General features: G+C 59.0%; 23 protein-coding genes and 3 pseudogenes. 17 read left to right on the plus strand and 9 right to left on the minus strand.

What is annotated here, in order from left to right; all coding sequences use genetic code 11:
• Window positions 1-42: 42 nt before the first annotated feature.
• The 5 genes from HFO99_RS20940 to HFO99_RS20960 all read left to right on the plus strand — a co-directional run bounded on the left by HFO99_RS20940 (window position 43) and on the right by HFO99_RS20960 (window position 4,903).
• Entirely contained in the window at window positions 43-1,041 is a 999-nt protein-coding gene (locus HFO99_RS20940; RefSeq protein WP_222363313.1) for an ABC transporter substrate-binding protein, read from the plus strand.
• Window positions 1,025-2,833, plus strand: coding sequence for an adenylate/guanylate cyclase domain-containing protein (locus HFO99_RS20945; RefSeq protein ID WP_261323248.1), 1,809 nt, complete (start codon window positions 1,025-1,027; stop codon window positions 2,831-2,833). The genes HFO99_RS20940 and HFO99_RS20945 overlap by 17 nt, the downstream gene beginning before the upstream one ends.
• Before the next feature lie 1,064 nt (window positions 2,834-3,897).
• Window positions 3,898-4,086 (plus strand): hypothetical protein, encoded by a 189-nt coding sequence (locus HFO99_RS20950; RefSeq protein ID WP_222363315.1) that lies wholly within the window; start codon window positions 3,898-3,900, stop codon window positions 4,084-4,086.
• 85 nt (window positions 4,087-4,171) lie between these two features.
• On the plus strand, window positions 4,172-4,441 hold the full coding sequence (locus tag HFO99_RS20955; RefSeq protein WP_222363317.1) for a hypothetical protein: 270 nt from the start codon (window positions 4,172-4,174) through the stop codon (window positions 4,439-4,441).
• A gap of 102 nt (window positions 4,442-4,543) precedes the next feature.
• Window positions 4,544-4,903: a hypothetical protein gene (locus tag HFO99_RS20960; RefSeq protein WP_222363319.1), complete on the plus strand. Its 360-nt coding sequence runs from the start codon at window positions 4,544-4,546 to the stop codon at window positions 4,901-4,903.
• Between the two features lie 92 nt (window positions 4,904-4,995).
• Here the strand turns inward: HFO99_RS20960 and HFO99_RS33510 are convergent.
• Window positions 4,996-5,146: pseudogene (locus HFO99_RS33510) on the minus strand (chloride channel protein); the annotation flags it as partial.
• 58 nt (window positions 5,147-5,204) lie between these two features.
• Between HFO99_RS33510 and HFO99_RS20965 the strand changes: the two are divergent.
• On the plus strand, window positions 5,205-5,585 hold the full coding sequence (locus tag HFO99_RS20965; protein ID WP_025398008.1) for a RidA family protein: 381 nt from the start codon (window positions 5,205-5,207) through the stop codon (window positions 5,583-5,585).
• Between the two features lie 167 nt (window positions 5,586-5,752).
• Here the strand turns inward: HFO99_RS20965 and HFO99_RS20970 are convergent, their stop codons facing one another.
• The 4 genes from HFO99_RS20970 to HFO99_RS20985 all read right to left on the minus strand — a co-directional run bounded on the left by HFO99_RS20970 (window position 5,753) and on the right by HFO99_RS20985 (window position 10,666).
• Window positions 5,753-7,654 carry a potassium transporter Kup gene (locus tag HFO99_RS20970; RefSeq protein ID WP_222363321.1) on the minus strand — a complete coding sequence of 634 codons (1,902 nt, stop codon included), beginning with the start codon at window positions 7,652-7,654 and terminating at the stop codon, window positions 5,753-5,755.
• Window positions 7,655-7,987: 333 nt separating this feature from the next.
• Window positions 7,988-8,956: a YsnF/AvaK domain-containing protein gene (locus tag HFO99_RS20975; RefSeq protein ID WP_222363329.1), complete on the minus strand. Its 969-nt coding sequence runs from the start codon at window positions 8,954-8,956 to the stop codon at window positions 7,988-7,990.
• 1 nt (window position 8,957) lies between these two features.
• Window positions 8,958-9,350 carry a DUF2382 domain-containing protein gene (locus tag HFO99_RS20980; protein ID WP_222363331.1) on the minus strand — a complete coding sequence of 131 codons (393 nt, stop codon included), beginning with the start codon at window positions 9,348-9,350 and terminating at the stop codon, window positions 8,958-8,960.
• Between the two features lie 542 nt (window positions 9,351-9,892).
• Complete coding sequence (locus HFO99_RS20985) at window positions 9,893-10,666, minus strand: AraC family transcriptional regulator (protein WP_222363333.1); 774 nt, start codon at window positions 10,664-10,666, stop codon at window positions 9,893-9,895.
• 74 nt (window positions 10,667-10,740) lie between these two features.
• On the opposite strand from HFO99_RS20985, the gene HFO99_RS20990 reads away from it, so the two are divergent.
• The 4 genes and pseudogenes from HFO99_RS20990 to HFO99_RS21005 form a co-directional block, all read left to right on the plus strand.
• Window positions 10,741-11,682 carry an NmrA family NAD(P)-binding protein gene (locus HFO99_RS20990; RefSeq protein ID WP_222253716.1) on the plus strand — a complete coding sequence of 314 codons (942 nt, stop codon included), beginning with the start codon at window positions 10,741-10,743 and terminating at the stop codon, window positions 11,680-11,682.
• Window positions 11,683-12,015: 333 nt separating this feature from the next.
• Window positions 12,016-12,192 (plus strand): DUF3606 domain-containing protein, encoded by a 177-nt coding sequence (locus tag HFO99_RS20995; RefSeq protein WP_222363335.1) that lies wholly within the window; start codon window positions 12,016-12,018, stop codon window positions 12,190-12,192.
• A 4-nt stretch (window positions 12,193-12,196) separates the two neighbouring features.
• A pseudogene (locus HFO99_RS21000) lies at window positions 12,197-12,361 on the plus strand (endonuclease/exonuclease/phosphatase family protein); the annotation flags it as partial.
• 20 nt (window positions 12,362-12,381) lie between these two features.
• Window positions 12,382-12,685: pseudogene (locus tag HFO99_RS21005) on the plus strand (glycosyl hydrolase family 5); the annotation flags it as partial.
• Window positions 12,686-12,763: 78 nt separating this feature from the next.
• On the opposite strand, the gene HFO99_RS21010 reads toward HFO99_RS21005, so the two are convergent.
• The 4 genes from HFO99_RS21010 to HFO99_RS21025 all read right to left on the minus strand — a co-directional run bounded on the left by HFO99_RS21010 (window position 12,764) and on the right by HFO99_RS21025 (window position 17,712).
• Window positions 12,764-14,050, minus strand: a complete 1,287-nt coding sequence (locus HFO99_RS21010; protein ID WP_222363337.1) for an ABC transporter substrate-binding protein — start codon at window positions 14,048-14,050, stop codon at window positions 12,764-12,766.
• A 195-nt stretch (window positions 14,051-14,245) separates the two neighbouring features.
• Entirely contained in the window at window positions 14,246-14,524 is a 279-nt protein-coding gene (locus HFO99_RS21015; protein ID WP_222363339.1) for a hypothetical protein, read from the minus strand.
• A 480-nt stretch (window positions 14,525-15,004) separates the two neighbouring features.
• Window positions 15,005-15,367, minus strand: coding sequence for a response regulator (locus tag HFO99_RS21020; RefSeq protein WP_222363340.1), 363 nt, complete (start codon window positions 15,365-15,367; stop codon window positions 15,005-15,007).
• Entirely contained in the window at window positions 15,364-17,712 is a 2,349-nt protein-coding gene (locus HFO99_RS21025; RefSeq protein WP_261323249.1) for a PAS domain-containing sensor histidine kinase, read from the minus strand. Before HFO99_RS21025 ends, HFO99_RS21020 begins: the two co-directional genes overlap by 4 nt.
• Window positions 17,713-18,795: 1,083 nt before the next feature.
• Between HFO99_RS21025 and HFO99_RS21030 the strand changes: the two genes are divergently transcribed.
• The 7 genes from HFO99_RS21030 (at window position 18,796) to HFO99_RS21060 (ending at window position 26,256) form a co-directional block, all read left to right on the plus strand.
• On the plus strand, window positions 18,796-19,476 hold the full coding sequence (locus HFO99_RS21030; RefSeq protein WP_222363342.1) for a response regulator transcription factor: 681 nt from the start codon (window positions 18,796-18,798) through the stop codon (window positions 19,474-19,476).
• A gap of 108 nt (window positions 19,477-19,584) precedes the next feature.
• On the plus strand, window positions 19,585-20,517 hold the full coding sequence (locus HFO99_RS21035) for a LysR family transcriptional regulator (RefSeq protein ID WP_222363343.1): 933 nt from the start codon (window positions 19,585-19,587) through the stop codon (window positions 20,515-20,517).
• Between the two features lie 333 nt (window positions 20,518-20,850).
• A complete protein-coding gene (locus tag HFO99_RS21040; RefSeq protein ID WP_222363344.1) occupies window positions 20,851-22,137 on the plus strand; it encodes an epoxide hydrolase family protein in 1,287 nt (428 codons plus the stop codon).
• A gap of 37 nt (window positions 22,138-22,174) precedes the next feature.
• Window positions 22,175-22,984 carry an SDR family NAD(P)-dependent oxidoreductase gene (locus HFO99_RS21045; protein WP_222363346.1) on the plus strand — a complete coding sequence of 270 codons (810 nt, stop codon included), beginning with the start codon at window positions 22,175-22,177 and terminating at the stop codon, window positions 22,982-22,984.
• Between the two features lie 131 nt (window positions 22,985-23,115).
• The gene (locus HFO99_RS21050) at window positions 23,116-24,201 is read left to right on the plus strand and encodes an NAD(P)H-dependent flavin oxidoreductase (protein WP_222363348.1); all 1,086 of its coding nucleotides are present in this window, start codon (window positions 23,116-23,118) and stop codon (window positions 24,199-24,201) included.
• Window positions 24,202-24,354: 153 nt separating this feature from the next.
• Complete coding sequence (locus HFO99_RS21055) at window positions 24,355-25,581, plus strand: YbfB/YjiJ family MFS transporter (protein ID WP_222363350.1); 1,227 nt, start codon at window positions 24,355-24,357, stop codon at window positions 25,579-25,581.
• Window positions 25,582-25,794: 213 nt separating this feature from the next.
• Window positions 25,795-26,256: a YybH family protein gene (locus HFO99_RS21060; protein ID WP_222363352.1), complete on the plus strand. Its 462-nt coding sequence runs from the start codon at window positions 25,795-25,797 to the stop codon at window positions 26,254-26,256.
• The last annotated feature ends 18 nt before the right edge of the window (window positions 26,257-26,274 follow it).

A 26,274-nucleotide genomic window follows, 5' to 3' on the forward strand; every position in this document is an offset into this window, starting at 1 on the left:
TCGGTCGCTCCATCAGGAGAAGGGGCAGCGAGGGGTGTTCGGATGAAACCGAAACGACGTCCCTACCTAAAGTTCTTAGTCGCGCTGGTGATGAGCTTTCCCGCCGTTGCAGCCGGGCAGCAGACGTCGGCGAAGACGCCACGAATCGGCCTTCTCGCCTGGTTGCCCTGCGATATGCCGTATGCGAGCGAAGCCAGTGAGTTCGGAATCTTCATGCAAGGACTTCACGATCTGGGCTACACGCTGCACGAACTCCGCTTCGAGTGCCGGAGCGCGAGTAAGCAAGACAGTCACCTTCCGGATGCGGCAAGGGACCTGGTGCAGCTCCCCGTGGATGTGATCGTGACGTCGTCTCAGCCGGGGGCTCATGCTGCCCAGAGAGCGACCAACGCGATTCCAATCGTGACCATCATCAGCGGTGACCCAGTTGCGGCAGGCTTGGCTAGCAGTCTCGCAAAACCTGGGGGCAATCTCACGGGCGTCACTTATTACGCCACCGAACTAGCCGCCAAGCGGCTGCAGCTTTTGATGGAGGCCATGCCGGGCCTTGCCACTGTCGGCGTGCTGGCAAACCCGGTGGTGTCGTATCTTCCCTTCGAAACAGACACCAAGCAAGCTGCCCGCCTCCTCGGAGTGGCTTTGAGCCTCCAGCAAGTCAGCGATCCAGGAGAACTCGATGCTGCGTTTGAGCGCATGAAGGCCGATGGCGCTCAAGCTGCCTTGGTGCTGCCCGACCTCATGCTGGCCGACCAGTCGTCGCGAATCGCCACCTTGGGGACCAAGCATCACCTGCCGATCATGGCTTGGGGTTCCTGGTACGTCGCAGATGGCTGCCTGATGGCATATTCGGCGGACTATGGTGTAATGCAACATCGGCTCGCCTATTATGTCGATCGCATTTTGAAAGGCACCAAGCCAGGGGAGTTGCCGATCGAGCAACCGACAAAGTTCGACTTATCGGTCAATCTGAAGACGGCCGATGCACTAGGGATCGAGCTGCCGCAGACCGTCTTGCTGATGGCTGATGAAGTCATCGAGTGAGGATGGTGTGCGGCGTTCGGTCCAGCCTCAAGCCGCCCCGATGCGCCGATCGCTGTTCCGGAAATACTTTCTCGCCTTCTTCGCTGCGGTCATTGTCCCGCTGGCTGTTAGTGGCGTCGGCGACGCCTGGTTCGGCTATCGCGAGCAGCGTTCGATGCTTAGCGCTCTATTGCGAGTGGAGGCCACATCGGCCGCCTACAAAATTGAGAGCTTTCTCGACGGCATCAAGGATCAACTGGTTTGGACGGTCCAGTTCGACTGGACTGCTGATGCTGACCATCGGCTCGATGCACTGCGGGTGATGCGCCAAGCCCCGGCGATCGTCAGCGTCACCCTTGTTGACCATGTCGGCGTCGAACGGCTGCATGTCTCCCGAATCGACTTGAACAGGACCGAAGGCGGCTCGGATCGCTCTGGCGATCCTGCTGTCGTGGGAGTTCGTTCGAATGGCACATGGTTCGGGCCAGTCACTTTTCGCGACGGCTCCGAACCGTTCATGACCATGGCCATGGCCGGAAACCGCCAGGCAAGTGGGATCGTCGTTGCCGAGATCAACCTGAAGCTTGTCTGGACGGTTGTTTCGGAAATTCGCGTCGGTAGTCGTGGCCGGGCGTTTGTTCTCGATCGGACCGCCCGGCTCATCGCCCACCCCGACATCAGCAAGGTCTTGCAGGGAACGGACGAGAAGACGGCGGCCGCATATACCAGATTGCGGGATGAGATCGCCGCCGCAGGGGGAGAGGCGACCACTGCCCGCAATGCCGAGAACGAACCGGTTGTGACCGCCATGACGCCGATCGCCAGTCTTGGTTGGACTGTGTTCGTGGAGCAGGCGCAGGCCGAGGCTTTCGCACCGCTGTATGCGTCATTGTGGCGGACGGGTGGCCTGCTGCTCGCCGCCGCCGTCTTCGCATCGGCGCTTGCCTACTGGCTTGCCCGACGGATGACCGGACCAATCCGCCTGCTGGAGGAAGGCACCGAAAAAATCGGTGCTGGACAGTTCGAGCACCGGATCAACATCGCCACAGGAGACGAATTCGAACGGCTGGCGGGCCGGTTCAATGAAATGGCGCAAGAACTCGGCGTATCGCGGGATCGTTCAGAGCGAATTGCACGGCTGAAGCGTTTTCTCGCGCCGCAGGTCGCGGAACTCGTCGAAAAGTCCGGCGACGAGAGCGTGCTCGCCGGACAGCGCGCAGAAGTCGTCGCTGTATTCTGCGATTTACGTGGCTTCACTGCTTTTTCGGCGCACGCCGAACCCGAGGAGATCATGCAGGTCTTGCGCGAGTACTATGAGGCGCTCGGCGCGATCATCACACGCTACGAGGCCACGCTGACCAACTTCGCGGCAGACGGTTTGATGGTGCTCGTCAACGCCCCGGTACCGTGCGCAGACCCGGCGCTTCGTGCTGTTAAGATGGCGATCGACATGCAGGATGACGTTCAGCGTTTGATTGCCGAGTGGCGACTGCACGGCCACGCGATCGGCTTCGGCATTGGACTGGCGATGGGGTGGGCGACGGTCGGCCGAATTGGTTATGAAGAGCGGGTTGACTACACTGCGATCGGCCATGTCGTAAATTTGGCTTCGCGATTGTGTTCATCCGCCGATGATCTGCAAATCCTCGTCGATCACGCCGTGGCGCAATCCGTGCGTGGAGAAATTTTATTGGTCGCTCTAGGGCCGCGACAGCTCAAAGGTTTCGACGAGCAAATACCTGCTTGGGAGGTCGGAACGAGAAGCGGAAATTCAAATGGCGTGCACGAACCGATTGACGGGTTGAACGGGTAGGGGACCTCAAAACGGCGGTTTCCGTCAGCGGAGGATAGCGAGCCGTTTGTCAATCGTGCCGCGCGATGTGAGAGCGAGAAATGGTGCAGTCGGTCCAGAAAATGGGTCAATCAGTCCAAAAAATGGATCTCCATGATTGACCCCGACGCCGGCCTTCAATCGACCGGAACTTGCCAGTACGCTCTGCGTTGTCACGCGACGAGGATGAATGCCAATGTCCGTTCCATTCGAACCCATTGTCCCGCCGCCAGTGCCCCCGTTCGATAATCCTGAGCCCGAGCCCATACCCGGCGAGGAACCGCTCCCCGATCCCGGATCGGACGAGGGCACCGTCGGACGCGCCGTCAGGACCTGCTCAATTAGGGTAAGCTGGCACGCTCGCACCATGATCGCGATGCTTTTGGAAGACTGCCGCCGTCATACGGTGAGACGGCGATTCGCCAACATCGGGCGCTCCTACAAGGTAGATCATCGTTATCTTCGGGGCCGCGTCGCCCACCACTTTGTTTGAGACGCCGTTCAGACAACTGGCAGCCGGAATTCATCATGGCGGCGGATCAGGAACGGCGGACGCTTGAGCAGGTCGGAGGCTGGCTCGCCGGCTGAAAATGCTGCGTCCTCTATAGCGTCGCATTCTCATCCATCGCCCGACGAAACGCTCTCGTCCTCTCGGTCGAGAAGTGCACCCGTACCGGGCGTCTTGCTCTCATCCGTCAAGGCGTTGGAGGGTTCAGCGAACGACCAAAACGTCAGCGGATCTTTCAGCGCCGGTAATCGGTTCGGTAAAATGTGAGCCATCTCAAAGGATTCGGTGTAGCCACCGTTAACGGAATCGACACCAGCAATGTGGGATCTGGTCGGCGACCATGGAGATTCTGATGCCGGATTATCGAATAGGGGCTTTCACTCGACCGGGCGAAACAGCCGATGCCGATCCCATCGTGGTATACTTTTCAAGATTGCCGGGCGGTGGCGACATCTGAGGCGACCTTGAGAAGGTCATCGCCGCCGTCGCCTTCGCCCACCAGCAACTGGATATCGAAGTCGAGCCTCAGAAACTGTTGATGTGGCTGGAGCACTTTGCAGCATTTGCCGAAATCTACGAGACCGCACGCATCGACCTGGAAGACGGCGACTTTGTCTACGCGCAGATAAGCAACGGTTTTTTCGACCAGGAAGTGGTGGCCTACGAGACGGAGGAGGATTTCGTCAGTGCGCTGAACCTCCCGGCGACCTCATACAGTGGTGACTAGCGCGGTACCGCTGAGCGTTTGCAGCGACGTCGTCGGGTAGGAAGCGCTTGTTACGATTGACGCGCAACGCCTTAGAGGTGAAGGGGTGATCGAGATCGATCGCAGCTCCAGTCCCGTGTCGATGTTCTACGTCCTGCAGAACCTGTGTTTTGTCGGTAATTGCTTGAAACCGTGCTTTCCCATCACCAACAAGGCTCGACAGCCAGGCGCCTTGGTCGCGTATGAAATTCTCGACGGGGCGCAAGAACCCGGCTTGAAGATAAAGCTCAAGACATGCGAGCGGGTCTTTGCTGGTGAGTATCATATGTCGTTTAGTGTCAGCCGCCATTTCGACGCTCCGCATATCCTAGGATGACGTCCAGAATCCTTCGATAACCTGCCGGCCGCAATATCGGAGTAGTTTGCCAATGACGCAACTTGCCGTGATGAAGTCGTTCGTATTATCGGGAGTTGCGCCATGACGTTCGCGACACCACCCCTCGAAGGAATCGTCGTCATCATACAGGACGAATCTCCAACAGCGCGCCGCCTCGAGCTGGCTCTGGCGCAGGCAGGCGCAGCCGTCTTCACCACCCGGAGATCGCAGGAGACCGTCGCAGAAATGCGCAGACTTCAGCCCCGGATCATCGTGATGGATTCCGGCCTCGACCCGGACGGCGCGATCGCCATATGGTCGGAGGCGAGGCCGGACTGGCAATGCCGCATCATCCACTATGTCGGGGAGGACGTTGAACCGGTGCTGGGCAGGAAGGTGCCTAGGACCAAGCTGGCTTCGGCGGTCGTCGAGATGGTGCGCGAGATCGTTCTAAACGACTAGCCTGAAGCGGCTGAAGATCTGCAGCGTCGACTTTGGGTCTTTTGGTTTAAAGGAACCAGATCGGGACGAGGCTCCGGACCTCAAATGTCCCCCATGCGTTTTAGCGGCTGCGGCTGCGCCCAGCGCCGAATCTTTCAGGCCGAAATGCAGCGCAAAACCGCTGAAGACCGCCCCGAGCGCGCCGCCGCCGACTCCGCATATTAGAACCAACCCCCAGTCGCGAAGCTCGCTGGGTGCCGCGGCGGTCGAATTCAAGACGGAAACCGAATAAGGTTACGCTGTTACCCACACGGAGCCCAACATGTCCCGCACCATCATAAGAACAACCAATGCACCGCCGCCGCCGCCAACATTCAGCCAAGCCGTCAAGGCCGCAGGCCTTGTCTTCGTGTCGGGGACGAGCCCGATAGATCCCAGTACCGGCAAGATCAAGGGCGAGACCATCCAAGAGCAGACACACCAGTGCCTGACTAATATATCCGCCATCCTCAAAGAATCCGGCAGTTCGCTGGACAAGGTCGTAAGCGCGACCGTCATCATGCTCGAGGAAGAAGATTTCGCCGGCATGAACGAGGAATGGCTGAGCTGGTTTCCAATCGATCCCCCGGCACGCCAGGGCGCGAAGCTGCCCGTGCGCGTTCCCGGCATGAAAATTTCCGTTGCGGTGATCGCAGAGGCATGAAGTCGATTTAAGACAGGGAATCGTTGACCCGCGAAACGCACGACGCGGCGGCTTGCTTCTAATCTTAGAATCGAATGGTCGTGTCAGCTCGTGAGTCGACGATTTCCCGGTCGGACGCCGACCTCGTTCCTCAACAGGTTTCGAATGCCGGCGGTATTTCGGATCCGCTAGATAGTCGTCTGCAGCCCAAGTTCAACCACTCGCCCCGACGGCAGCCCGAAATAGTCTGTCGCATTGCTGGCATTTTCAGCAAGCGAGATGAACAGCCGGTCCTGCCAGAGCGGCAGGCCACCTTTCTTCGACGGCAGGATCGTTCGGCGGGACAGGAAGAACGACGTCGACATGATATCGAACTTCAGGCCCAGCTTGCGGGCGAGGACGAGCGCACGAGGGATGTTGGGCGTCTCCATGTAGCCGAACGTGAGCACCAGCCGGCTGAAGTGGCGATTGAAGCTTTCGAGAAAAATCTTCTCATCGTCTGGCACGAACGGCATCGTTGAAGTCACGACGCTAAGAATGACGTTCTGCTCATGGAGCACTTTATAGTGCTTCAGGCTGTGGAGGAGTGCGGTTGGCGCGCCTTCGATGTCGCTTGTCAGAAACATCGCCGTGCCGGGCACCGTGGGTGGCTTCTTCCGCGCTAGGTTGTCAATGATCGCCGCAAGCGGGATTTCGTCGGCCTTGGTGCGGGCAGCAAGCAGCCGACGCCCCGCCGTCCATGTCTGCATGATGAGCGCCATCGTCGTCGCCACCGCAACGGGAACCCATCCTCCATCTGCGAACTTCGCGATGTTGGCGGCTAGAAACCCGGCGTCGATCAGCGTAATCGGCACGATGACTGCAAGAGCCGCCGCCAGCCTCCAGCTCCAGATACGGCGCATCACGATGAAGAGCAGGATTGAAGTGATGAACATTTCGCCTGTCACGGCGATGCCATAGGCGGCGGAAAGGCCGCTCGAGTTTTGGAAGAAGAGCACCAGAGCAGCCACGAAGATGAACAGCAGGTTGTTCACCTGCGGCATGAAGATCTGTCCGGACTGAGTTTCGGAGGTGTGGAGGATGCGCAGGCGAGGAAGCAGGTTGAGGTGCATCGCCTGACGGACAAGGGAATAAGCGCCGGATATCACTGCCTGGCTGGCGATGACCGTTGCCGCGGTGGCAAGACATACCATAGGAATCCGCGCCCATTCCGGATGCATGCTGAAAAAGGGATGCTCAGCCATCTGCGGGTTCGCGAGCACGAACGCTCCCTGTCCGAAATAATTCAGAAGCAGGCTGGGGAAGACGAGCGAAAACCACGCCGTGACGATCGGACGGCGTCCGAAATGTCCGAGGTCGACATAGAGGGCCTCGGCGCCGGTCACGGCAAGAAAGACGGCCCCGAGCACCGCGATGGCCGAACCGATGTTGCTTGCGATATAGCGGAGCGCGTGTACTGGATTGACCGCGCCCAAAACCGACGGGTCGTCAAATATGTGGATCGCCCCGCTGACGCCAAGGACGATAAACCACAGAGCCGTTACGGGACCGAACACCGACGCCACGCCGCTCGTACCGAATCGCTGGACGAAAAACAGCATGGCGATGATCGTGAGAGTGATCGGCACGACCCAGTTGGACAACGCCGGTGCGACCACCTCGATGCCCTCGACCGCAGACAGGACTGAGATCGCAGGCGTGATGATCGCATCACCGATGAACAGCGAGGCGCCGATCACGCCCAGGACAAGCACCCATTTGGGGCGTCCGGCCAGACCTTCGCGGGCGAGAGTCATGAGAGACAGCGTGCCGCCTTCGCCTCGGTTGTCCGCCTTCAGCACGAACGTCACATACTTTAACGTAACGACGATCGTGAGTGCCCAGACGATCAGTGACAAAATTCCAAGCACGTTCGCACGATCCGCTCCCGACCCACCGGTGGCGTGGAGGGCTTCCCTAAAGGCATAGAGGGGGCTCGTTCCAATGTCGCCATAGACGACTCCCAGAGCGGCGAGAACGAGCGATGGCAATCCTCGCCGGCTCTGGTGTTCCAGTTCCGGATCCGCGGATCGCAGCTTTTCATCGGTCAAATGGGCTGTCCTATTGTATGCACGATGTATGCTGGAAGTTGCCACCGGCTTGGTCTGATGGGCAACGCGAAAACTTATGCTAAGCGATTGCATTCACCTCCGAAACGGTTGACGAGGGCGAACGGACACCCACGGTCGAACGCGATGCCGACGTGCCCGAAGTCCTCAGGCGAATGCGAGGTAGTCTGAAACTAGCGGACCGACTAAGCGGAAATAGCATCGGAACTACATCCTGCCCAGGGAGCGGCGCAAAGGACTGACCGAGAAGTGCGCATCTATTCCTCGAGAAAGCCCGGCGCTACGGCCGGGCTTCGAAGATGCTTCAATCGATATTCACTCGCGGCGGAAGCCCTGTCCTTGGCTCTGGCTCTGGCCTGACGCGCTCTGGGACTGGGACTGGCCACCCCTGCGACCGTCGTCGACTTCGACTTCAGTCTTACGGACGCTATCGTCGATCGTTTCGGTACGATCGCTCGCGGTCTTGCGGATGCCGATCTCCTCGACCACGCGGGCATCCTTTGAGACGACGGCCTCTTCATGATGCTCCTCGGCGGAGATCGTCCGATCTTGGAAAGCACGGTCTGCATCGGTCAGCGGGCGATCAACCGTGCGACGTTCGATCTCGACGTTCTCGTCGCGTAGGCTGATGTCCTCGCGGACAGGCGTCTCGACGGTATAGGCGCGAACCCTAACCGAGCCGTGGTTGACGTCGCGCTTGCCCACGCGGAGTTTCTCCTCGACGACAGGGATGGCCCCATCACGCGAACCGTCGTCGAACGTGTCCTCGCGCGCTATTGCAGACGATTTCACGACGCGGTCGCGGTCGTTGTCGAATTTACGCTGCCGGGAGGCGTCGTACGTCGATGTAGCGAAAGCCTCGTTCGAGCGCTGTGCGTCCCACCCCTCCTTGCGCCAGGAGTCGGCACGTTCGTCGATGTCAATCGATCCCTCGTCGTCAAGGATGTCGTGCGCCGTTTCATAGGTCGCATCGTCCACCTGGACCGAAACCAGGAACCCGCCGCGGCGAAGGCCTTCAGCGTAGGTGGCGCGGTCTTCGTCGGGGAAAAGCCAATCTTCGAGTTTTGCCCAGAAGCCCGAGCGGTCGTCGCTCGCAACCGCCGCGGCGTCGCCATTAGCCTCGTAGCCGGGTAGGAAGCGGATCGCGTCGTTCGCGACGCCTGCGTTCTTCAGGCGCTCAACCGCACTCTCGGCGTCGCTGCGACTGTCGAAGAAGGCGCTTAGAGTGTTGTTCGCCGGGTTCGAGGTAACTGAACCCGTGGTGTTGCTATAAAGGTTTGCCATTTCAGGTCTCCTTGGTTGCTTCATCATCTTCGATGCGCTCGACCGACGCCGACTGCCTGCGCAGATCGGCCTCGATGCGTTCGGTACGAAAGGTAGTTCGCCGGGTGATTCGGATCTCCTCTACGAGCACCAGCCGCTTTTCCACGACTAGCCGCTCTTCAAGAATTGGAACAATGGTAACGTCGCCCTCGATCCGAACCTGAGGAACCCTTTCAACGACCGTGCCGAACGGCACTCGCTCGAGGTCCACTTCGCTCGCGCCGAGCTCAACGTCGGCGAAATCCCGGATGGTTTCCGTATGCGTGCTGACGCGGACGCGGCCGTCTGTAACGGTCTGCGTGCCTACGACGAGTTCCTCCCCGACGACGGGCAATGTCTCCTTGTCATCGCGCATGTGTTTCCACCTTCCGAGCGGCAAACGAGGCCGATTCACGATGGTTCCGAAGAAAATCAAAAGCGTTCGATTTCGATCACGCCCGGCCCAATGCAGTCATCGGTAATGATGCCTCCCTGACCAATCTGAGCTTTGACTAAAAGCGAGAGTGCACACTGGTGGCGCGTCTAAACGGCAGGTCCAGTTTGGACCATTACGGCGTTGGTTTAGACTTGGTGAGAATACAATGCGTGGGAGATGCCGTTTGAAAAGTGCAATTTTGGTTTTCGCTGGATTGTCGATCAGTTGTTCGACGGCAGTGGGCCAGAACCGCAGGCCTATTCAATACTGAATAGGGAGCAGTTTCTGTCCTACGCCGCTGGCGCGGTCGTTGCAGGCATGTACTGCGGAAACTTGAGCTAAACGCCGTTTTCTTCTTGGGATACAAATACGCTACCGGAGTTTATCCTCCCCTCGATCCCGATTTCCAGCCTGAGATGGCGCGGGTTGAGAAGGACGCAGCCGTGGCCGGCCAGCGTTGCCGAATTCGGCCACTCGGCAAATCATCTCGCGAAGTAGCGTGTTGGTGTTGTGCCCAATGCCTTCTTGAACATTACGATAAAGGCGGTAGCCGATTCGTATCCTAAGTCGCTCGACACCCTCTGGACCGTCGCGCCGCTAGCCAGTTCGCGCAATGCGATGACCAGATGCAGTTGCCGCCGCCATCGACCGAAGGTCAGTCCCGTTTCCTGGACCATCAGCCGCTTCAGGGATCGCTCGCTCATGGCAACGTGTGCCGCCCAATCGACCAGGGTGCGACGGTCGCTCGGCTCCGCCATCAGGGCAGCGGTGATCGCGGCGATTTTGGGATGGCTGGACGCGGGTAAGTCCAGCCCCTGTACCGGCATTTGAGCGAGTTCATCCAGCAAGACCCGCACCATACGGCCGACATGATCTTCCGGAGCAGAATTGACCGGTACCTCCGCCAGTCGGAGGATCATCTCGCGGAGCATCGGCGACACAGACAACGTGCAGCACTCCTGCGGCAGCGTCGCTGCGTCGGGTTGAACGAACAGATAGGATAGGCGTGCGTTGGACGTGACCTGGTTGCTATGGGGTACGCCGCCGGGTATCCAGACTCCGCAGTCCGGTGGGACAATCCAGACGCCATTCTCCGTCCTGCATGTGACTGCCCCGTGCAGGGCCTGGGGCACTTCAGCTTCATAGTCACTGAAGTCCAGACGGACGGCGGCGGCCGGGCGATCCAACCAGTCGGGATCGAAGTCGTCGTAGCAGGAACGCAGCAGCTTTGCGGATTGGCCCGATTTGGAGATCATTTGGCATTATCTCCAAATTCGTGCGCACTGCAATAGTCTACTATCGGGCGATCAACAACCGAAAGGAGACTGTTATGCGAATTTCTGTCGTCGGCGCAACGGGACGAGTTGGCGCCAAGCTGACCCGGACCCTTCTGAGCGCCGGGCATCAGGTCAGAGCGTTGTCGAGAGGTGGCCCAGCGCTCGACGCACTGATCGAGCTCGGAGCAGAGCCATTCCTGGGAAGCTTTGATACAGGAGCGGGAGACCTTGACCAATTTTTCCAGGATGCGGATGCCGCCTTTCTCATGGTGAAGACCGATTGGAACAACATCGAGGGACACTACCCCGCTGTTGCCCAGCGCTTTGTCGATGCGCTCGAAAAATCCTCCGTCAAACTGGCCGTAAGTCTGACGGCCATGGGTTCGGACGTGAAGGGGAAGACGGGCCATTTCGAGTGCTTCCACGATCTGGACCAAAAGCTCAACGAACTCGGCAATATCAATTTGGTCCACCTGCGCGCCGCATGGTTCATGGAAGATGTGCTGGCGTGGACGGCACCGGTTGCCAAATACGGTCGAATTGCCTGGTCCTGCAAACCTGATTTGAAGATGCCCTGGGTGGCGACTGATGACATCGCATGGCTGGCAGCGAAGGAACTGACCAATCCGACGGGCAGACACCGCGTCTATCTCGAAGTCGGCTCGGAAGATGTCTCGATGAACGAACTGGCCGTGATCATTGGCAAGGAGATCGAGAGGCCGGTGGAGTACCGATACATCGAGACGACCCGCAAAGACGTGGAAGCTGAATTTCTGGCGCGGTTCGGGACGCCGGAGAAATGGCAGGACGACACCCTGAGTGCTGACGCTTTGAACAATGGCATCGTAAGGTTCCATGGGGAGCACGAGGATCGCCCGAAATTGCCCACCACGATGGAGATGTTCATTGGTGACGTTTGGAAGCCGCGTTACCTGGAGGCTGTCAGAGCGGGAGACCAACGAGAGACGTTTCCCATGTGGATCGCCAGGGACTAGCTGGATGTCATGCTGGTTTTTTTGAGCAATTTTCAGTTCTTACTGGATGCTGCCGCAAATTATTAAATTCCGGTAGCTATATGACCGCAATGGCGCTTTGTTGCCGTCAATGTTCGCGCGGTAGCTGTCGGAACAGCCTACCGCGCTTGGTAATGTGCGAGGAAAACACCGCGTACATCTTGTTTGTACTTGACGCCCCTCGGTTGGCAAAGGCCGCAATGCGGGAGCCTCTCCCCGAACTGGGTCTATCTTGAACCGGGCGAGGAGGTCGCACGGGAACTTCTTGAATCGGCCCCCGTTTCAGGGTGATTGATATCATCAGGAGATATGAAGATGGCATCCACTCCCCGAGGTCGCGCTCAGGATCGCGCGAAGGTCGCTGGCGGACAGGATCACGAGGTTCGCTACGAGGCGAAAAAGGAAGGCGTCTCGAAAGAAACAGTCAAGAAGGCCGTGAACAGTGCGGGGAACTCTCGCAAGAAGGTCGAGGCGGAAATCAGCCGACACTGAGGCGGTGAAGCTCGCCACGTACAACGTCAACGGCGTCAACGGCCGGCTCGAAGTCTTGTTGAGATGGCTGGATGAAGCCAGGCCGGACGTCGTCTGCCTTCAGGAGCTGAAGGCCCCGCAGGAGAAGTTCCCGATCAAAGCGATCGAGGCGGTCGGCTACGGGGCAGTCTGCAGGGCCAGAAGTTGTGTTTCGGCCTGCAGCGCTACGACGAGCTTGCCTACAAGGAGCACCGGACGTTTTCGGAAGCGCTGAAGCAGGGCTATGATCTCGGATCTCGTCGCCGGTTACGGAAAGCCGATCTGGGTGGCGGAGCTCGGCTATGAAGGCGGCGACATTTATATCAGGCCGTGGATCGAAACTGCCACATTGAAGCAGAGCGCCTTCCCGAATCTGCAGGAAGTCGTCTATTTCAACGACCGGGATGTGCAAGGATGGCCGTTCGATCTTGGCCGGCCGGATTGGCGCGTGGTCGAAAACCTGGGCAGCAACTGATAGTCCGGAAAAACAGAGGCCTGAAAAACAGAGAGCCCGCCGGGGTGTTGCGGGCCTCTCCTCATGTCGGGCGACCGATCATCCCTTGATCGTTGCCTTACCCTCTTCGATGAGCCGGGTCGCCGCATCGGCGGGCGAAATCCGTTCGAAGGCGAGTTCGTCACAAATCGGGCGCAGCACGCGCTGGTCGAACTCGCTTGCTCCCATCGGCACCGGCGGCGGATACTCGCCGACCTGATCCTTGAGCAGGTTCACGTATTTGACCGTTTCCTGCTCCGTCGGGTTGAGCTGCGGCAGGATGGCTTCGCGCACGGCGGGCGACATTGGCACACCGCGTTCGACACCCAGAATCTTGCCGGCTTCGGGATCGTTGACAAAGAAGCTAATGAATTTGGCCGCCGCCTCGGGATGCTCGGTCGTGGCGCCGATGCTCCAGATCAGTGCCGGACGATAATAGTGGCCGGACGGGCCGCCTTTCTTCTCGCGCGGCAGCGTTGTAATGCCGATCTTGTTCTTGATGATTAGCTGATAACCGATCATCTGGTTGGAATAGGCCATGCCGATCGCCGATTTGCCAAGACCAAAACAATTCTTGTCGATCGTGTTCTGATCGAGCGATTGCACGTCGGCAGCAACGGTGCCGCCCGCCTTGCGCAGTTTCTCCCAGTAGTCGAACCATTCCCCGGCATCGTCGGCCGTGAAGCCCAGCCCAACGCTCTCCCTCGCAAAGAGGCTTTTGCCGCGCTGGCGCAGCCAGGCATCGAACACATAGGCGTAGCGCGCCGCATAGGGGCCGCCGCCCTTACCGGAAGATTTGGCGAGTTCGACGGCGAGCTTGGCGTACTCATCCCAGGTGAGATCGGGCGTCGGCAACGGGATGCCTGCCTTTTCGAATTCGACGGTGTCGAAGAACATCGAGAAGGAGTTGAGGCCGAGGCCAACACCATAGAGTTTGCCGTCGATGGTGGTCAGTTTCAGCATGTCGGCGCCGAAGGACTGAACGTCCAGCGTGGACGGGACGAATTCATCGAGCGGCAGGCAGGCGCCGCGCTTCGAATAGTCTGAGATCGTTCCCGGCTCGAGTTGGAAGATGTCGGCGATCGAGTGGCCAGCCATCTGCGTTGCGAGCTTCGTCCAGTAGCCGTCGCCCGACAGCGATTCTCCGACGATAGTGACGCCAGGCGTTTTCGACTGATAGAGCTTGGCAACCTCGAGCGTGCGCTTGGCGCGGTCGTTGGATCCCCACCACATGGCGCGCAGTTGTGCGCCTTCGGCAAAGGCCGGAATGGCGCTTCCGGCGCCGAGAGCGAGGCCGGCGGCCGCACCGGCTGAACCCATCAGAAATGAACGGCGATTGACCTGCATGCTAATCCTCCTTGTCCCAATTGCCCGCTGCCATCCTCCCAACGGCGTTATCGGGCACTTTGGCAAACAGATTACGCAAAAAAATTCGGTGAAAGTAAATGTGGATTGCCGGAGCAATAGGACGTTGATGGCCACATCCAGAGGCTGGGAAGTATGGCCATGCGCTTTTATGCGCAGCGATGTGATTTCATTGTCTCAAGTCCAATTGCTCGACGGCCGCAACGGCTTGAATTCCACCGCCTGCACAGCGCCCGACGAGGTTATCATCTTCGCCCGCTTTTTGGCGAGATTCGCCCACCACTTCGAGGTCGTCCGGATCTGATCAATGCCATCAAGTATACGAAGCATGTGCCGGGCTTCCGCAGCCTCCATTATTGCGAGTGGTATGCCATCCAGTCGGGCCGGTGCATCAGTTGCATTATCGATTATGGCCCAACTGGTATCACTCGCTTTCAAACGATAATTGCTCGCCATTTCGTCCCTCCGGTCGAATGGCAAGATTGATGCAAAATTCCCGATGCGCACATCTGGCAAAAGGGATTGGCTTCACCACCAAAAGGTGAATTCGGCTGTTTGAACGTTAAATCGCCGGTCCAGCAGGGTCGTTTCTGCCATGATTGTCTGGCGACGCCTGCGGCTTTGGAACAGTTGCGAAGAACTCGAATTCGGAGAGAACTGAAATCTCGGAGATCCTTCCGTTCAGACATACAGGGTAAAACCAGACGTCGGAGGTCTCGCGAGTCATGCGTACGTTCCGATCTGAGGGATTTCAAGCACCTCTGCACGGCAATCTTCTGCTGCGGCGCCGGCGGCGCCGCTCTACGGACGTGATAGTGTTCCCACTGGACTGGCAGTCAGCAGCCCATCATCGCAAGACGTCTTTCACCGTGGGCTTACAGTCCTTCTGATGACCCATCAATTTCAGCAAACCTGACGCACGGCAGAGGAAAGGCCTTAGCTGAACACCTTCTGCAAAGCTTCCTGAAGCGCCACATCGCTGAATGGCTTGAATAAACAGGCAACCGCTCCGCCTTGAAGAAGCGGCAGTCGTTCATTTTCATCCTTATGCGCCGTGATGAATATGACTGGAATATTTTCACCACGTCTGAGCAATTCTTCCTGGAGTTCAGGTCCAGACATCCCTGGCATTGCGATGTCGAGTATCAGGCAATCGGTTTTCGACATCCATTCGGATTCCAGGAACTCGATGGCGGAAGAGAACGCTCGTACCTCGAAGCCAAATATCCGTATCAAGTCAGGGAGCGCCTCCCTGACGGACTCGTCGTCGTCAACGATCGAAATGAGTGCTTTCTTCATCGATGATCTGCCTCGGCAACGGCAGCGCGGTTATCGCTCGAGTCCTGAATCGGTATTGAAAATCCGAAGATTGCGCCACCGGCAGGATTCGGCTCGGCCCAGATTTCCCCGCCGTGCCCTTCGACGATTGAACGGCTGACGGAGAGGCCGATCCCAATGCCATCGAGTTTTGTCGTATGGAACTCGTCGAACAGCCTTGCAATGTCGCTGGTTCCGAGACCTGCGCCGGTGTCCTCCACTGTTAAGTGCACCTCTTTAATGCCCACTGGTGCTGTGCGCACGACGATGTTTCGCGATGCTTCATGGACGCCGGCCATGGCATCGATCGAATTGCGTAGGAAGTTCATTATGACCTGCTGAAGTTGTACCCGGTCTCCTGCGACAAGGGGCAGTGCCGCCGAAAGTTTCACATCTAGAGAGATCCGTCCGCGTTGCAGATCGTTCGAAAGAAGGCTGATGACCTCCCGAGCCGCGTCGTTGAGGTCTACCGGTTCAACGGCGGTAACGCCTCGTCTGAATAATCTCCTCAGCCGCGCAATCACTTCAGCGGCACGGTTGGCGTCGCGAATAGTTCGTCTCGCCGTCTCAATCGCTCCTTGGATGTTGGGCGGAGTCGTGGACAGCATGCGAAGAGATGTGTTGGCATTAGTAATAATTCCAGACAGTGGCTGGTTGACTTCGTGCGCAATGGACGCTGCCATCCTGCCCAGGCTCATGACCCTCGCGAGTTGCGCCAGTTCGGTGCGCAGCTTGTCCCGCGCAAGCTCGGCCACACGCTGTGCCGAAACGTCCTGGATTGCTCCTATACATTCGGTGGTGTCGTCCAAAAGTCGAACAATTCGACCGACCACCCTGACATATTTGACTTGGCCGTCTACAAACAGCCTGATTTCGTAGTCCGGATTGTCTGCTCCCTGCCGAACGTCGGCCATCTTTTTGGACAGTAGGGGAAGATCCTCTTCAAAAACCCTCTCCGTGATCTTGTTGAAGTCGACCACCGTCTCGGGTTCGAATCCGAATATCCTATTGAGTTCCTCGGAGAAGGTAATTTCGTCAGTATCGACTTTCCACGAAAACGTCCCCGTACGACTAATCCGCTGCCCTTCTGCCAACAGGACCTCGCTTCGCCGGAGCCGCTCCTCGGCGATCTTCCGGTCGGTTATGTCGGAAACGGCGCCGATGAACTCTGGATCGGCCCGATCCGATCCAATGTTCTGCAGGACGACGTGAACGTATTTCACTTTCCCGTCGGGCATGAGCAGCCGATGCTCAAGTTCCATGTCCTCGCCATCCTGCATGGCCCGCATGACTAGACTGCTTACCAGCGGCAGATCTTCTGGATAGCAACGGCCGAGCATCAAATCAACGGTGGGAGTTTGTGTGGTGGGATAGCCCGCCACGCGGTAGGCCTCGTCGGACCAGAGGATTTCCTCCGTCGCTGGCCTCCACCATACGCTTCCTGTTTCTGTCAGCCGTTGGCCCTGTGCCAGGAACGCCGCGCTGCGCCGCAAGTCCTCTTCAGCACGCTTGCGATCGTCAATGTCGGTATTGGTTCCGTACCACCGAACAATGGAAGCATCGTCCGTGAAAAGAGGATTCGCGCGGAAGAGGAACCACCTGTATTCCCCGTCCCATCGGCGTAGGCGGGCCTCGGCCTCGCCTGCTCGTCCCGATGCCAACATTTCAATCCACACCGCCTTCAGACTTTCCGCGTCATCGGGATGAAGGGCCGCGGCCCATCCCCATCCGGACGCTTGCTCGGTCGTAACTCCGAGGTATGACAGGAAGTGCTCGTTGAAGAAATCCGCACTACCATCTGGAAGCGTGGACCACGCCATTACCGGGATCGCGTCAACAATCCTGTTGTGCGCCTTTACGGCCGCTCCTGAAGCGTCCTCACCAAGCCGAAGTACTTCGTTCAGAGCGCCGGCGGCCTGATTCGCGGCAACATGAAGAATGAGTCTGTCCTGCTCGCTCGGAAAGGAAGACTTGCGGGTCCCCGCTACGAGCACGCCGATGCAACGATGGATGCCGAGGGGCTGTTGAACGGTAACGTAGTCGGCGTTGTCACACCGTAGCTTCGCAGTCTGCGGCCATTCGGAGACCACGTCGCCCAATAGCTGGGACAGAAAGCCGCCTAGTTCCGCGGTATGGCTGAGGCCTCCGTCGGGGTGGATTCGAGCGATTTCGACTTTCGGCTGGCCGTTCTGCGGTATTATTCTTAGGAAAAGAAAATCAACATCGACTATCTCGGCCAGAACGTTCAAGAGGGAATTGCAGATGTCAAGGGCACTCTCTCCTCTCCAGATTTCTGGAAGAGTTGTGATCGTCAGCAGATTGTCCATGCAGCGTCGGAGTATTTCGTTCTCCGACGCCGATTGAAGCAAGTCGGACATGTCAGCCAGCAGCGTCCGGCCGCTGCCCCCTTGAAGTACGCCTGTTGCTCAACCGGTCTAGCAAGTGAGCCGGTCGAATGTGAAACGGGCTTTTCTGTATCATGTCGTCGGTGGCAACGAGCGGCTGCGTCCGTCTGACCCCGGTGGTTTCGCCGCCGAACGTAATCATGGCTTCGAAGTCGAGCAGACTGGTTTCGCGTATCGAGTCCGTGCCGATCCTCTCGCAGCCAAGGTGAGGCGGGCGGGGTCGAGTTAAGTCGGGGCAGACGAGCGGAACCAATTTTTTGTAGCACCCGCTGACGTGTCTGGGCCGCCTCGGACCGAAACCCGCTAAGCGGATGTCTTCAAATAGCTCGTTCGTTAAGAAATACCATCTCGACAAGGACTGCCCGATTTTGCTGGAGTATCACTACGATCATCGATCGCAATACGCTGGGCTCACTTGCCCGTCGCGCACGACAATGCACCGTGCGCGGCGGTCGGCATATTGTACTATGGTGTTGGCAATGGGTTAAAAAGCCTGCGTCGGCAGCGCGCGAAACCGACATCGAGGGCAGCTTCACTTTAGCGACCGAGAGGCCATAAACGCTCATCCACAAACGAAGCGCTCGTCGCAGAACACCTTCCCCTGTTCCTACGGTAAGCGCCCGTCCTTTGTCGACTTGTTGAAATCGATCAGCTTCGGATACCGTCCAACTTCTCGGCGCCGCACAGATCTCATCTGGAAGGACGCTGATGGCGCGGGTATCTTGACGTTCTTGACCACAAAGAACTCGAGCTTGATCTCCCAGTAAAGACGGGCCGATGAGACGGAAATGTTTGCAACTCCGGATGGCGTGGTCGATCATCCATTTTGCCTTCAGGTCTGACCGTCGATACCATTGTACAATGGACTTCCAGGAAGTCCGGTGCATTCTCGCTCGGCGGCTCGCCGAAGACCTGGTTGTAAAAGCGCTATCGTCGACATTGCGTTCCGGTGGAGTTACGTTTTTTAGCACGACGACTTTGGCGCCTTCTTCGCGGAGGAAGCACATGTACCGGATAACTTCAGCAATGATTGATGCTAGTGCCAAATCTTTTGACGCAATCGGGTTACCGACGGTCTTTGTAGTCGACGACGATGTCTCGGTCAGAGAGTCTCTCGAGCTGTTGATCACCTCAGCAGGCTGGCAGCCACTTTTGTTCGAGTCGGCGCAGTCCTTCCTTGACGCGCCTCCCACATCGGTGCCGAGTTGCCTCGTTCTCGATGTCAACATGCCCGGTTTGAATGGTCTCGACCTCCAGAGCATGATCAGTGTCAGCGGGAAAAGGATGCCAATAATATTCGTTTCCGGGTTCGCAGACGTTCCTATGACTGTCAGAGCTCTTAAAGGCGGCGCATTGGATTTTCTCACGAAACCGATCGACCCCGCCGCGCTTTTGGAAGCCATACGATCCGCGCTCTCACGAAGCGAGGCTCTTTTGCGCGAAGGCGAAGAGTTACGTCGACTGCAGCGTTGTTACGGTTCTCTCACGGGGCGCGAGCGCGACGTGATGAGGCGCGTGGTCAAGGGTCTTTTGAACAAACAAGTCGCCTTCGAACTCAATATCAGCGAGATTACGGTCAAGGCGCATCGCGGCCAGGTCATGCGAAAGATGGCCGCTCGGTCACTTGCGGAGCTTGTGAACATGGCCGCACGGCTTGGTATTGAGGACGACCCCGAAATCCACTAGGGACCTCATGTCCACGATAGCTTCCTCGCTAAAAGCAGTCCGATCATTAAGTCTCATGGCTCAAGGTCGCTCCGGCGGAGGTCCGTGAAAAGCTTGGAGAGAGCCCTGATGGATCGTATCGACGCAATGAAGGTCTTCGTCACGGCGGTCGAAGAAGGAAGCCTGGCAGGTGCTGCTCGCAGACTGAAGCGGTCTCCAACGGCGATCAGCCGCGCCTTGGGGCTGCTCGAGCAGCATGTCGGCGTGGAACTTCTTCATCGTACGACACGGAGCCTGAAACTAAGCGAGGCCGGCCAGCGCTACGTCGAAGCCTGCCGGAGGGTGTTGGTAGATCTGGAGGAGGCCGACATGATCGCCGGTTCGGAGCGATCCTCTCCTCGGGGGACGGTGACCATCTCCGCACCGCCTATTCTTGGCGAGGAAGTGCTTCGGCCGATTCTCGACAGCTTTCTCCGCGAGTATCCAGGCGTCTCGGTTCGGCTTCTGATGCTTGATCGCTTCGTGAATCTGGTCGACGAAGGCGTGGATGCGGCTCTTCGGATCGGCAACCTCGCGGACTCGACCCACATCGCCACCCGCATCGGCGGCGACGTCAGGCGCGTGGTGGTGGCTGCCCCCGAATACCTAGAAACCCATCCCGCGATCGATGAGCTTTCCGATCTCGCCAAACACGACCTCATCGCCTTCTCGAATTTTGGTCTCGAATCTTGGAGCTTTGCGCCAGCCGAGGGTTCTTCCGTCCCGAGAACCGTCCACTTCGCACCTCGTTATCTCGTGAACAGCGTCCGAGCGGCCGCAGCGTCCGCAGCGGAGGGAATGGGTGTGACGCGGCTTTATTCCTATCACGTCGCCGACTACGTCCGCGACGGCCGGCTGCGGATCATTCTTCCCCATGCCGAACCGCCGGCGTTGGCAGTTCATATCCTGACCCCTCGGGGCCGTGCCACTGTTCCGAAAGTCCGAACATTAATTGACTTCGCGGTGCCGCGTCTCCGGTCGGAACTGAAACGTATCGCGGCAGAATCCGGCAGCCTCGCTTAATCATTGATCATGCCGAATTGCGGATGGGTGTGGCGCGCTCGCCTCGTGCGCCAGCTCGATGTTCGAGACGACTAGGTGCAATCCTTGTGCGCAATAAGGTGCCGCAGCCGTCACTTTCGACCCGAAGATTACTGGGCCGGCGGGACCGGGCGGAGTGACCCCAAGAAGGACGAGGCCGGCTTCGGCGCCGCATTTGTCGAAGATGGCGATCCTTCGGGCGCTTGGTCAAACTGATCCATAGGTATCACCAATACCTTTGCACAATACCATCGGCAGCCTTTCCGGACGATCTCTATGACGAACTCCAATCATTCCATCCAAACAGAGGACGTCATGTCAGCAGAAGTTGATACGAGGACCGCACAATCGCCGACGCGGCGCGAACTGCTAGCAGTAACGGCCGCGACCGCGGCCCTCGGCATTCTCCCCAAACCCGTTTGGGCGGCGACAGGAGGAGATGCGATCCGCCCCTTCAAGTGCGCGATCCCACAGAAGGAGGTCGACGAGCTCCGACGCAGGATTCGCGCGACTCGCTGGCCTGGCAAGGAAACGGTTCCTGATCGTTCGCAAGGCGCGCAACTTCTCAAATTGAAGCCACTCGTCGACTACTGGGGTACCGAATACGATTGGCGGAGCGGCGAGAAGAAGCTGAACGCGCACGCGCAGTTCATGACCAAGATCGACGGTCTCGACATCCACTTCATCCACGTCAAGTCCAAGCACGAAAACGCGCTGCCACTGATCATGACGCATGGCTGGCCGGGTTCCGTGCTGGAACTCGTCAAGACGATCGGGCCTCTCACCGAACCGACGGCGCATGGCGGCACCGCCGAGGATGCCTTCCACGTCGTCATTCCTTCCATGCCGGGTTACGGCTTTTCCGAAGTTCCGACCGAGACCGGCTGGGGGCCGGACCGCATTGGCCGCGCTTGGCATGTGCTGATGAAGCGGCTTGGCTACAACCGCTATGTCTCGCAGGGCGGCGACTGGGGTGCCGTGGTATCCGACAAGATGGCGGCGCAAGCGCCGGAGGGACTGCTCGGCATCCACACCAACATGCCGGCAACGGTTCCTCCTGATATCGCCAAGGCGCTTGCCAATGGCGAACCTGCCCCGGCCGGGCTCACCGCAGACGAGAAGGCCGCATATGAGCAGATGAACACTCTCTACACGAAGGGAGCGGGATACGCCCTGATGATGGTGACGCGGCCGCAGACGCTGGGCTATGCGTTGACCGATTCGCCCGTCGGTCTCGCCGCCTGGTACTACGACAAGTTTGCGGACTGGACATATAGCGGAGGCGATCCGGAGAAGTCCCTGACAAAGGACGAGATGCTCGATGACATCTCGCTCTACTGGTTCACCGGAACCGCCACCTCGGGCGCGCGCCTGTACTGGGAAAACAACGCCAACAACTTCAACGCGGTCGACATCAAGATTCCGGCTGCGATCACCGTGTTCCCCGGCGAGATCTATCAGGCGCCCATAAGCTGGGCCGAGAAGGCGTACCACAACCTCATCTACTACAACAAAGTCGACAAGGGCGGCCACTTCGCCGCCTGGGAGCAACCAGGCCTTTTCTCATCGGAGCTGCGTGCGGCGTTCAGGACGCTTCGCTGACGGCATTCCGAACGCACCTCAATCAAGGAGAACCACAATGACAAACTTTCCGAGAGGCACTGCGCTGATCACTGGCGGATCGTCGGGTATCGGAGCGCTCTATGCCGATAGGCTCGCCCGCCGCGGTTATGACCTGATACTGGTGGCGCGCAGCCAGGATGCGCTCGCCAGGATTAGCAAGGACATCGCGAGTTCGACCGGTCGGATTGTGAAAACCGTCCGCGCCGACCTTGGCCAGCGCGATGACCTTCTGAAGGTCGAAGGAATCCTTCGAGGCGACACCTCGATTACCATGCTTGTCAACAACGCCGGCGTCGGCGCGGTCGAGCCGTTGCTCATGTCCGACGTAGAGGCGATGGAGAGAATGATCGCGATCAACGTCACAGCCTTGACCCGTCTGGTCTACGCCGTCGCGCCGTCCTTCGTCGCTCGCGAGCACGGCACGATTGTCAACATGGCCTCCGCATTGGGCATCGCGCCCGAAATTCTGAACGGCGTTTACGGCGCGACGAAAGCATTCGTCATCGCCCTGACGTTCTCGCTGCAGAAGGAACTTGCCGAGAAGAACATCCGCATCCAGGCAGTCCTCCCCGGCGCGGTCGAAACTCCGTTCTGGGAAGCTTCGGGAGGTTCGTTGGACCGTCTGCCCGACCAGATCGTCATGAAGGCGGAAGACGCTGTCGATGCAGCGCTCGCCGGCCTCGACATGGGCGAGCTGATCACACTTCCTTCGGTGCCTGACATTGGTGACTGGAACGCCTACGAGGCAGCTCGCCAGAAACTGATGCCGAACCTTTCGCGCAATGTTCCGGCCGCTCGCTACGGGGTTCCGGCGCTGGCGTCCTGATAAGCCGCACGACAACACACAAGCGAGATCAGAGAATGTCCAACAGCGATCTATTGAATCGGTTCCCGCGCGTACGCCTCATGAGCGGGCCGACGCCGGTCCAGCAACGTCATGCACGATAAGGAGTCCACGTGACCCGCTGGCCGGATCGCCGAATTCTCGACCTGTTCGGAGTCGAGCTTCCCATCATCCAGGCGCCGATGGCCGGCGCGACGACGGTAGACATGGTCGTCGCCGCGGCCAAGGCAGGCGGTCTGGGTTCTCTCCCAAGCGCACAGTTAAACGTCGAGGCGCTGCGCCATGCATTGACCGAAATTAGAACGGCGACAAAAGCTCCGGTCAACGTCAACTTCTTCTCGCATGTTTCACCGCCGGGCGACCCGGCTGCCCAGATGCGATGGAGAGCTTTGCTTGCGCCCTATTTCGTAGAGGCAGGACTCGACCCCGCCGCGCCGATCGCGGCGGCAGGGCGCGCACCTTTCGACTCTTCGTTTTGCACGGTGGTGGAGGAGTTGAAGCCCGAGGTCGTGAGCTTTCATTTCGGGCTGCCCGAAAAGGCACTGGTCCAGCGAGTGAAGGCAACAGGCGCAAAAATCATATCATCCGCGACGACCGTGTCCGAGGCCGTCTGGCTCGAGGCCAACGGTGTCGACGCAGTCATCGCCATGGGTTTCGAAGCCGGTGGACATCGTGGAAACTTTTTGACGCAGGACATGACAACGCAGGTCGGAACCATGGCGCTTGTGCCTCAGGTGGTCGACGCCATGCGGGTTCCTGTCATCGCAGCCGGCGGCATCGCTGACGGGCGAGGGGTCGCCGCCGCTTTGATGCTCGGCGCTTCCGCCGTCCAGGTTGGGACGGCATACCTGTTTTGCCCGGAGGCGAGGATTCCCGCAGTTCAGGCCGAGGCGCTAGCTTCCGCGCGAGACGATAGCACCGCAATAACGAATGTTTTCACCGGCCGTCCGGCGAGGGGCGTCGTGAACCGCCTGATGCGCGAGCTAGGACCGATTTCGCAAAGCGTGCCGGCATTTCCAACTGCCGGAGGAGCTCTCGTTCCTATCAGAGCGATGGCCGAGGCGGAGTCGCGATACGATTTCACGAACCTCTGGTCGGGTCAGGCCGCCGGTCTCGCCTTAAGGGTTGGGGCCGAGGAACTGACGCGCGAGCTCTATCAATCGGCGTTGGACGTCATCGCACGCCGCAGTACCACGTAACGGCATCTTCGCCGATCGTTGCGGATTGCGGCGGACAGCCTGCCGCCGGCCAACCGTTCACGCATACGTCGGCCACCACTATGTCGAGGCTCGATGGCGCGCGCCTCTCTCAGTCGTGTCGTTATAATTTCCAACTAAACGAAGGACAGCGTGATGTCTAAACACAGCCCGAGTCCCTATGTGGTCGTGCTCGCAGGATCAGCGTCGCTCGCCATCGCCATGGGCGTTGGTCGGTTCGCCTTCACTCCGATCCTGCCGATGATGCTGCACGACGGCGTGCTCGACCTTTCGCGAGCCGGAGAACTCGCCACCGCGAACTACGTCGGCTACTTGGTCGGTGCTGTGGCTGCGATGGCAGTACCCAGAAGATGGGACCACACCTTCGTCATCCGCCTGACACTGGTTTCCACAATCCTGCTCACGGCTCTCATGTCTGCACCCTATGCCGAGGCCTGGGTCGCTCTTCGGTTCCTGGCGGGCGTGGCTTCCGCGGTCGGATTCGTCTTCACCTCCGGATGGTGTCTTGCCCAGCTTTCGGGAACCGGCAGCTCGATCGGAAGCGCCATATTCACCGGGCCCGGCGCGGGCATCGCAGTATCCGGACTGACCGCCAGCGGGATGACCGTGCTCGGGCTGTCCGGCAGCTCGGCCTGGCTGGTATTCGCGGCGATCTCCGCCATCATCAGCGGGATTATCTGGAAAACCTTCGGGAAGAGCTCGAAACCGTCCGACGCCTATTCGGTCGGTGCACCGACAAGCGCCTCCGGCAAGGTGCCGAAATCGGAAATGCCTTTGTTCGCGATCGCCTACGGGCTGGCGGGCTTCGGCTACATCGTCACGGCAACGTATCTCCCGGTGATCGCGAAGAACAGCATCCCTGGCTCGCCTCTCCTCACGGTCTTCTGGCCACTTCTCGGACTGGCGGCTGTCGTCGGATCGTTGCTGGCGGCACGCGTGAAGCACGGCGCCGACGTAAGGCTTCATCTTACCGGCGCGTACTTAGTGCAGGCGGTGGGAGTTGCACTGTCAGTCGTATGGCACGGCGCTTTCGGTCTTGCCATTAGCAGCATCCTCGTCGGCCTGCCGTTTACCGCGATCAGCTTCTTCGCGATGAATGAAGTAAGACGGATCAGATCGAGCCACCACTCTCGCTACATGGGGCTGCTGACGGCGGTGTTCGCCATCGGGCAGATCCTGGGGCCGCCGACTGTCGGAGCGATCATGGGTCGCGTGGCCGACGTCGATGCGGGGTTCGATCTTGCTCTCGCCGTTGCCAGTATCGCACTGGTGGCGGGCGCGACGATATACGTGCTCATGATCCTGCTTTTTCCGGGCGAGCGGAGCGCCAGAAGGGTAGGACGGCCGGCCCGTCAAACTTGAAGGGTCACGCGCCTCGATCTCCCCGATGCGATCGCCCGCGCATCTGTAAAGATACCGACGACACTATCGTACAATAGAAGCCCTGGTCTCTCTCTTCAGCATGCTGCCGGGGGTGAAGACGGGCAGTATCAGGTCTGGCCAGCCCGACGAGGGTTACATGCTCTCGCAACGTTAAGTCAGGCAACCTTCGAGCAACGTACGAGGAGAATACCAATGAACCGGCATCTCACAGAAGTGAACGGCGGCGAGAGAAAGCGGGGCGATGGAAGCTCCCTGGATGCGTTGATCGAATTCTACCGGGCCTTCAACGCTGGCGATCTGGCGGGGTTGGAAGAGGTCTGGCTCGGCGGTTCGGAGCCCAGCATGGACAACCCTATCGGTGGCATCCGCCGCGGATGGGACCAGATCGTCGACGGGTATTCGAAGCTCTTCAAAGGTCAGGCGAAGGTTCACGTGACCTTCCACGACTTCACGAGCCAGGGCGCCGACGACTGGCATCTGTTCGTCGGTCGCGAACGCGGTGTGTGCAGGACGGCAGAGGAGACGCTGGACGTCGCCTTCCGGACGCCCCGGTGGTTCGTGCGCAGAGACGGCGGCTGGCGACAGCTACACCATCACGGGTCGGTCGAGGATCCGAAAATGCTGGCTGACTACCAAAGATTGATCTTCGGATAAAGCGAATGGGCGTCGGCC

The organism is Rhizobium leguminosarum (genome assembly GCF_019798305.1).
Classification (GTDB): Bacteria; Pseudomonadota; Alphaproteobacteria; order Rhizobiales; family Rhizobiaceae; genus Rhizobium; species Rhizobium leguminosarum_U.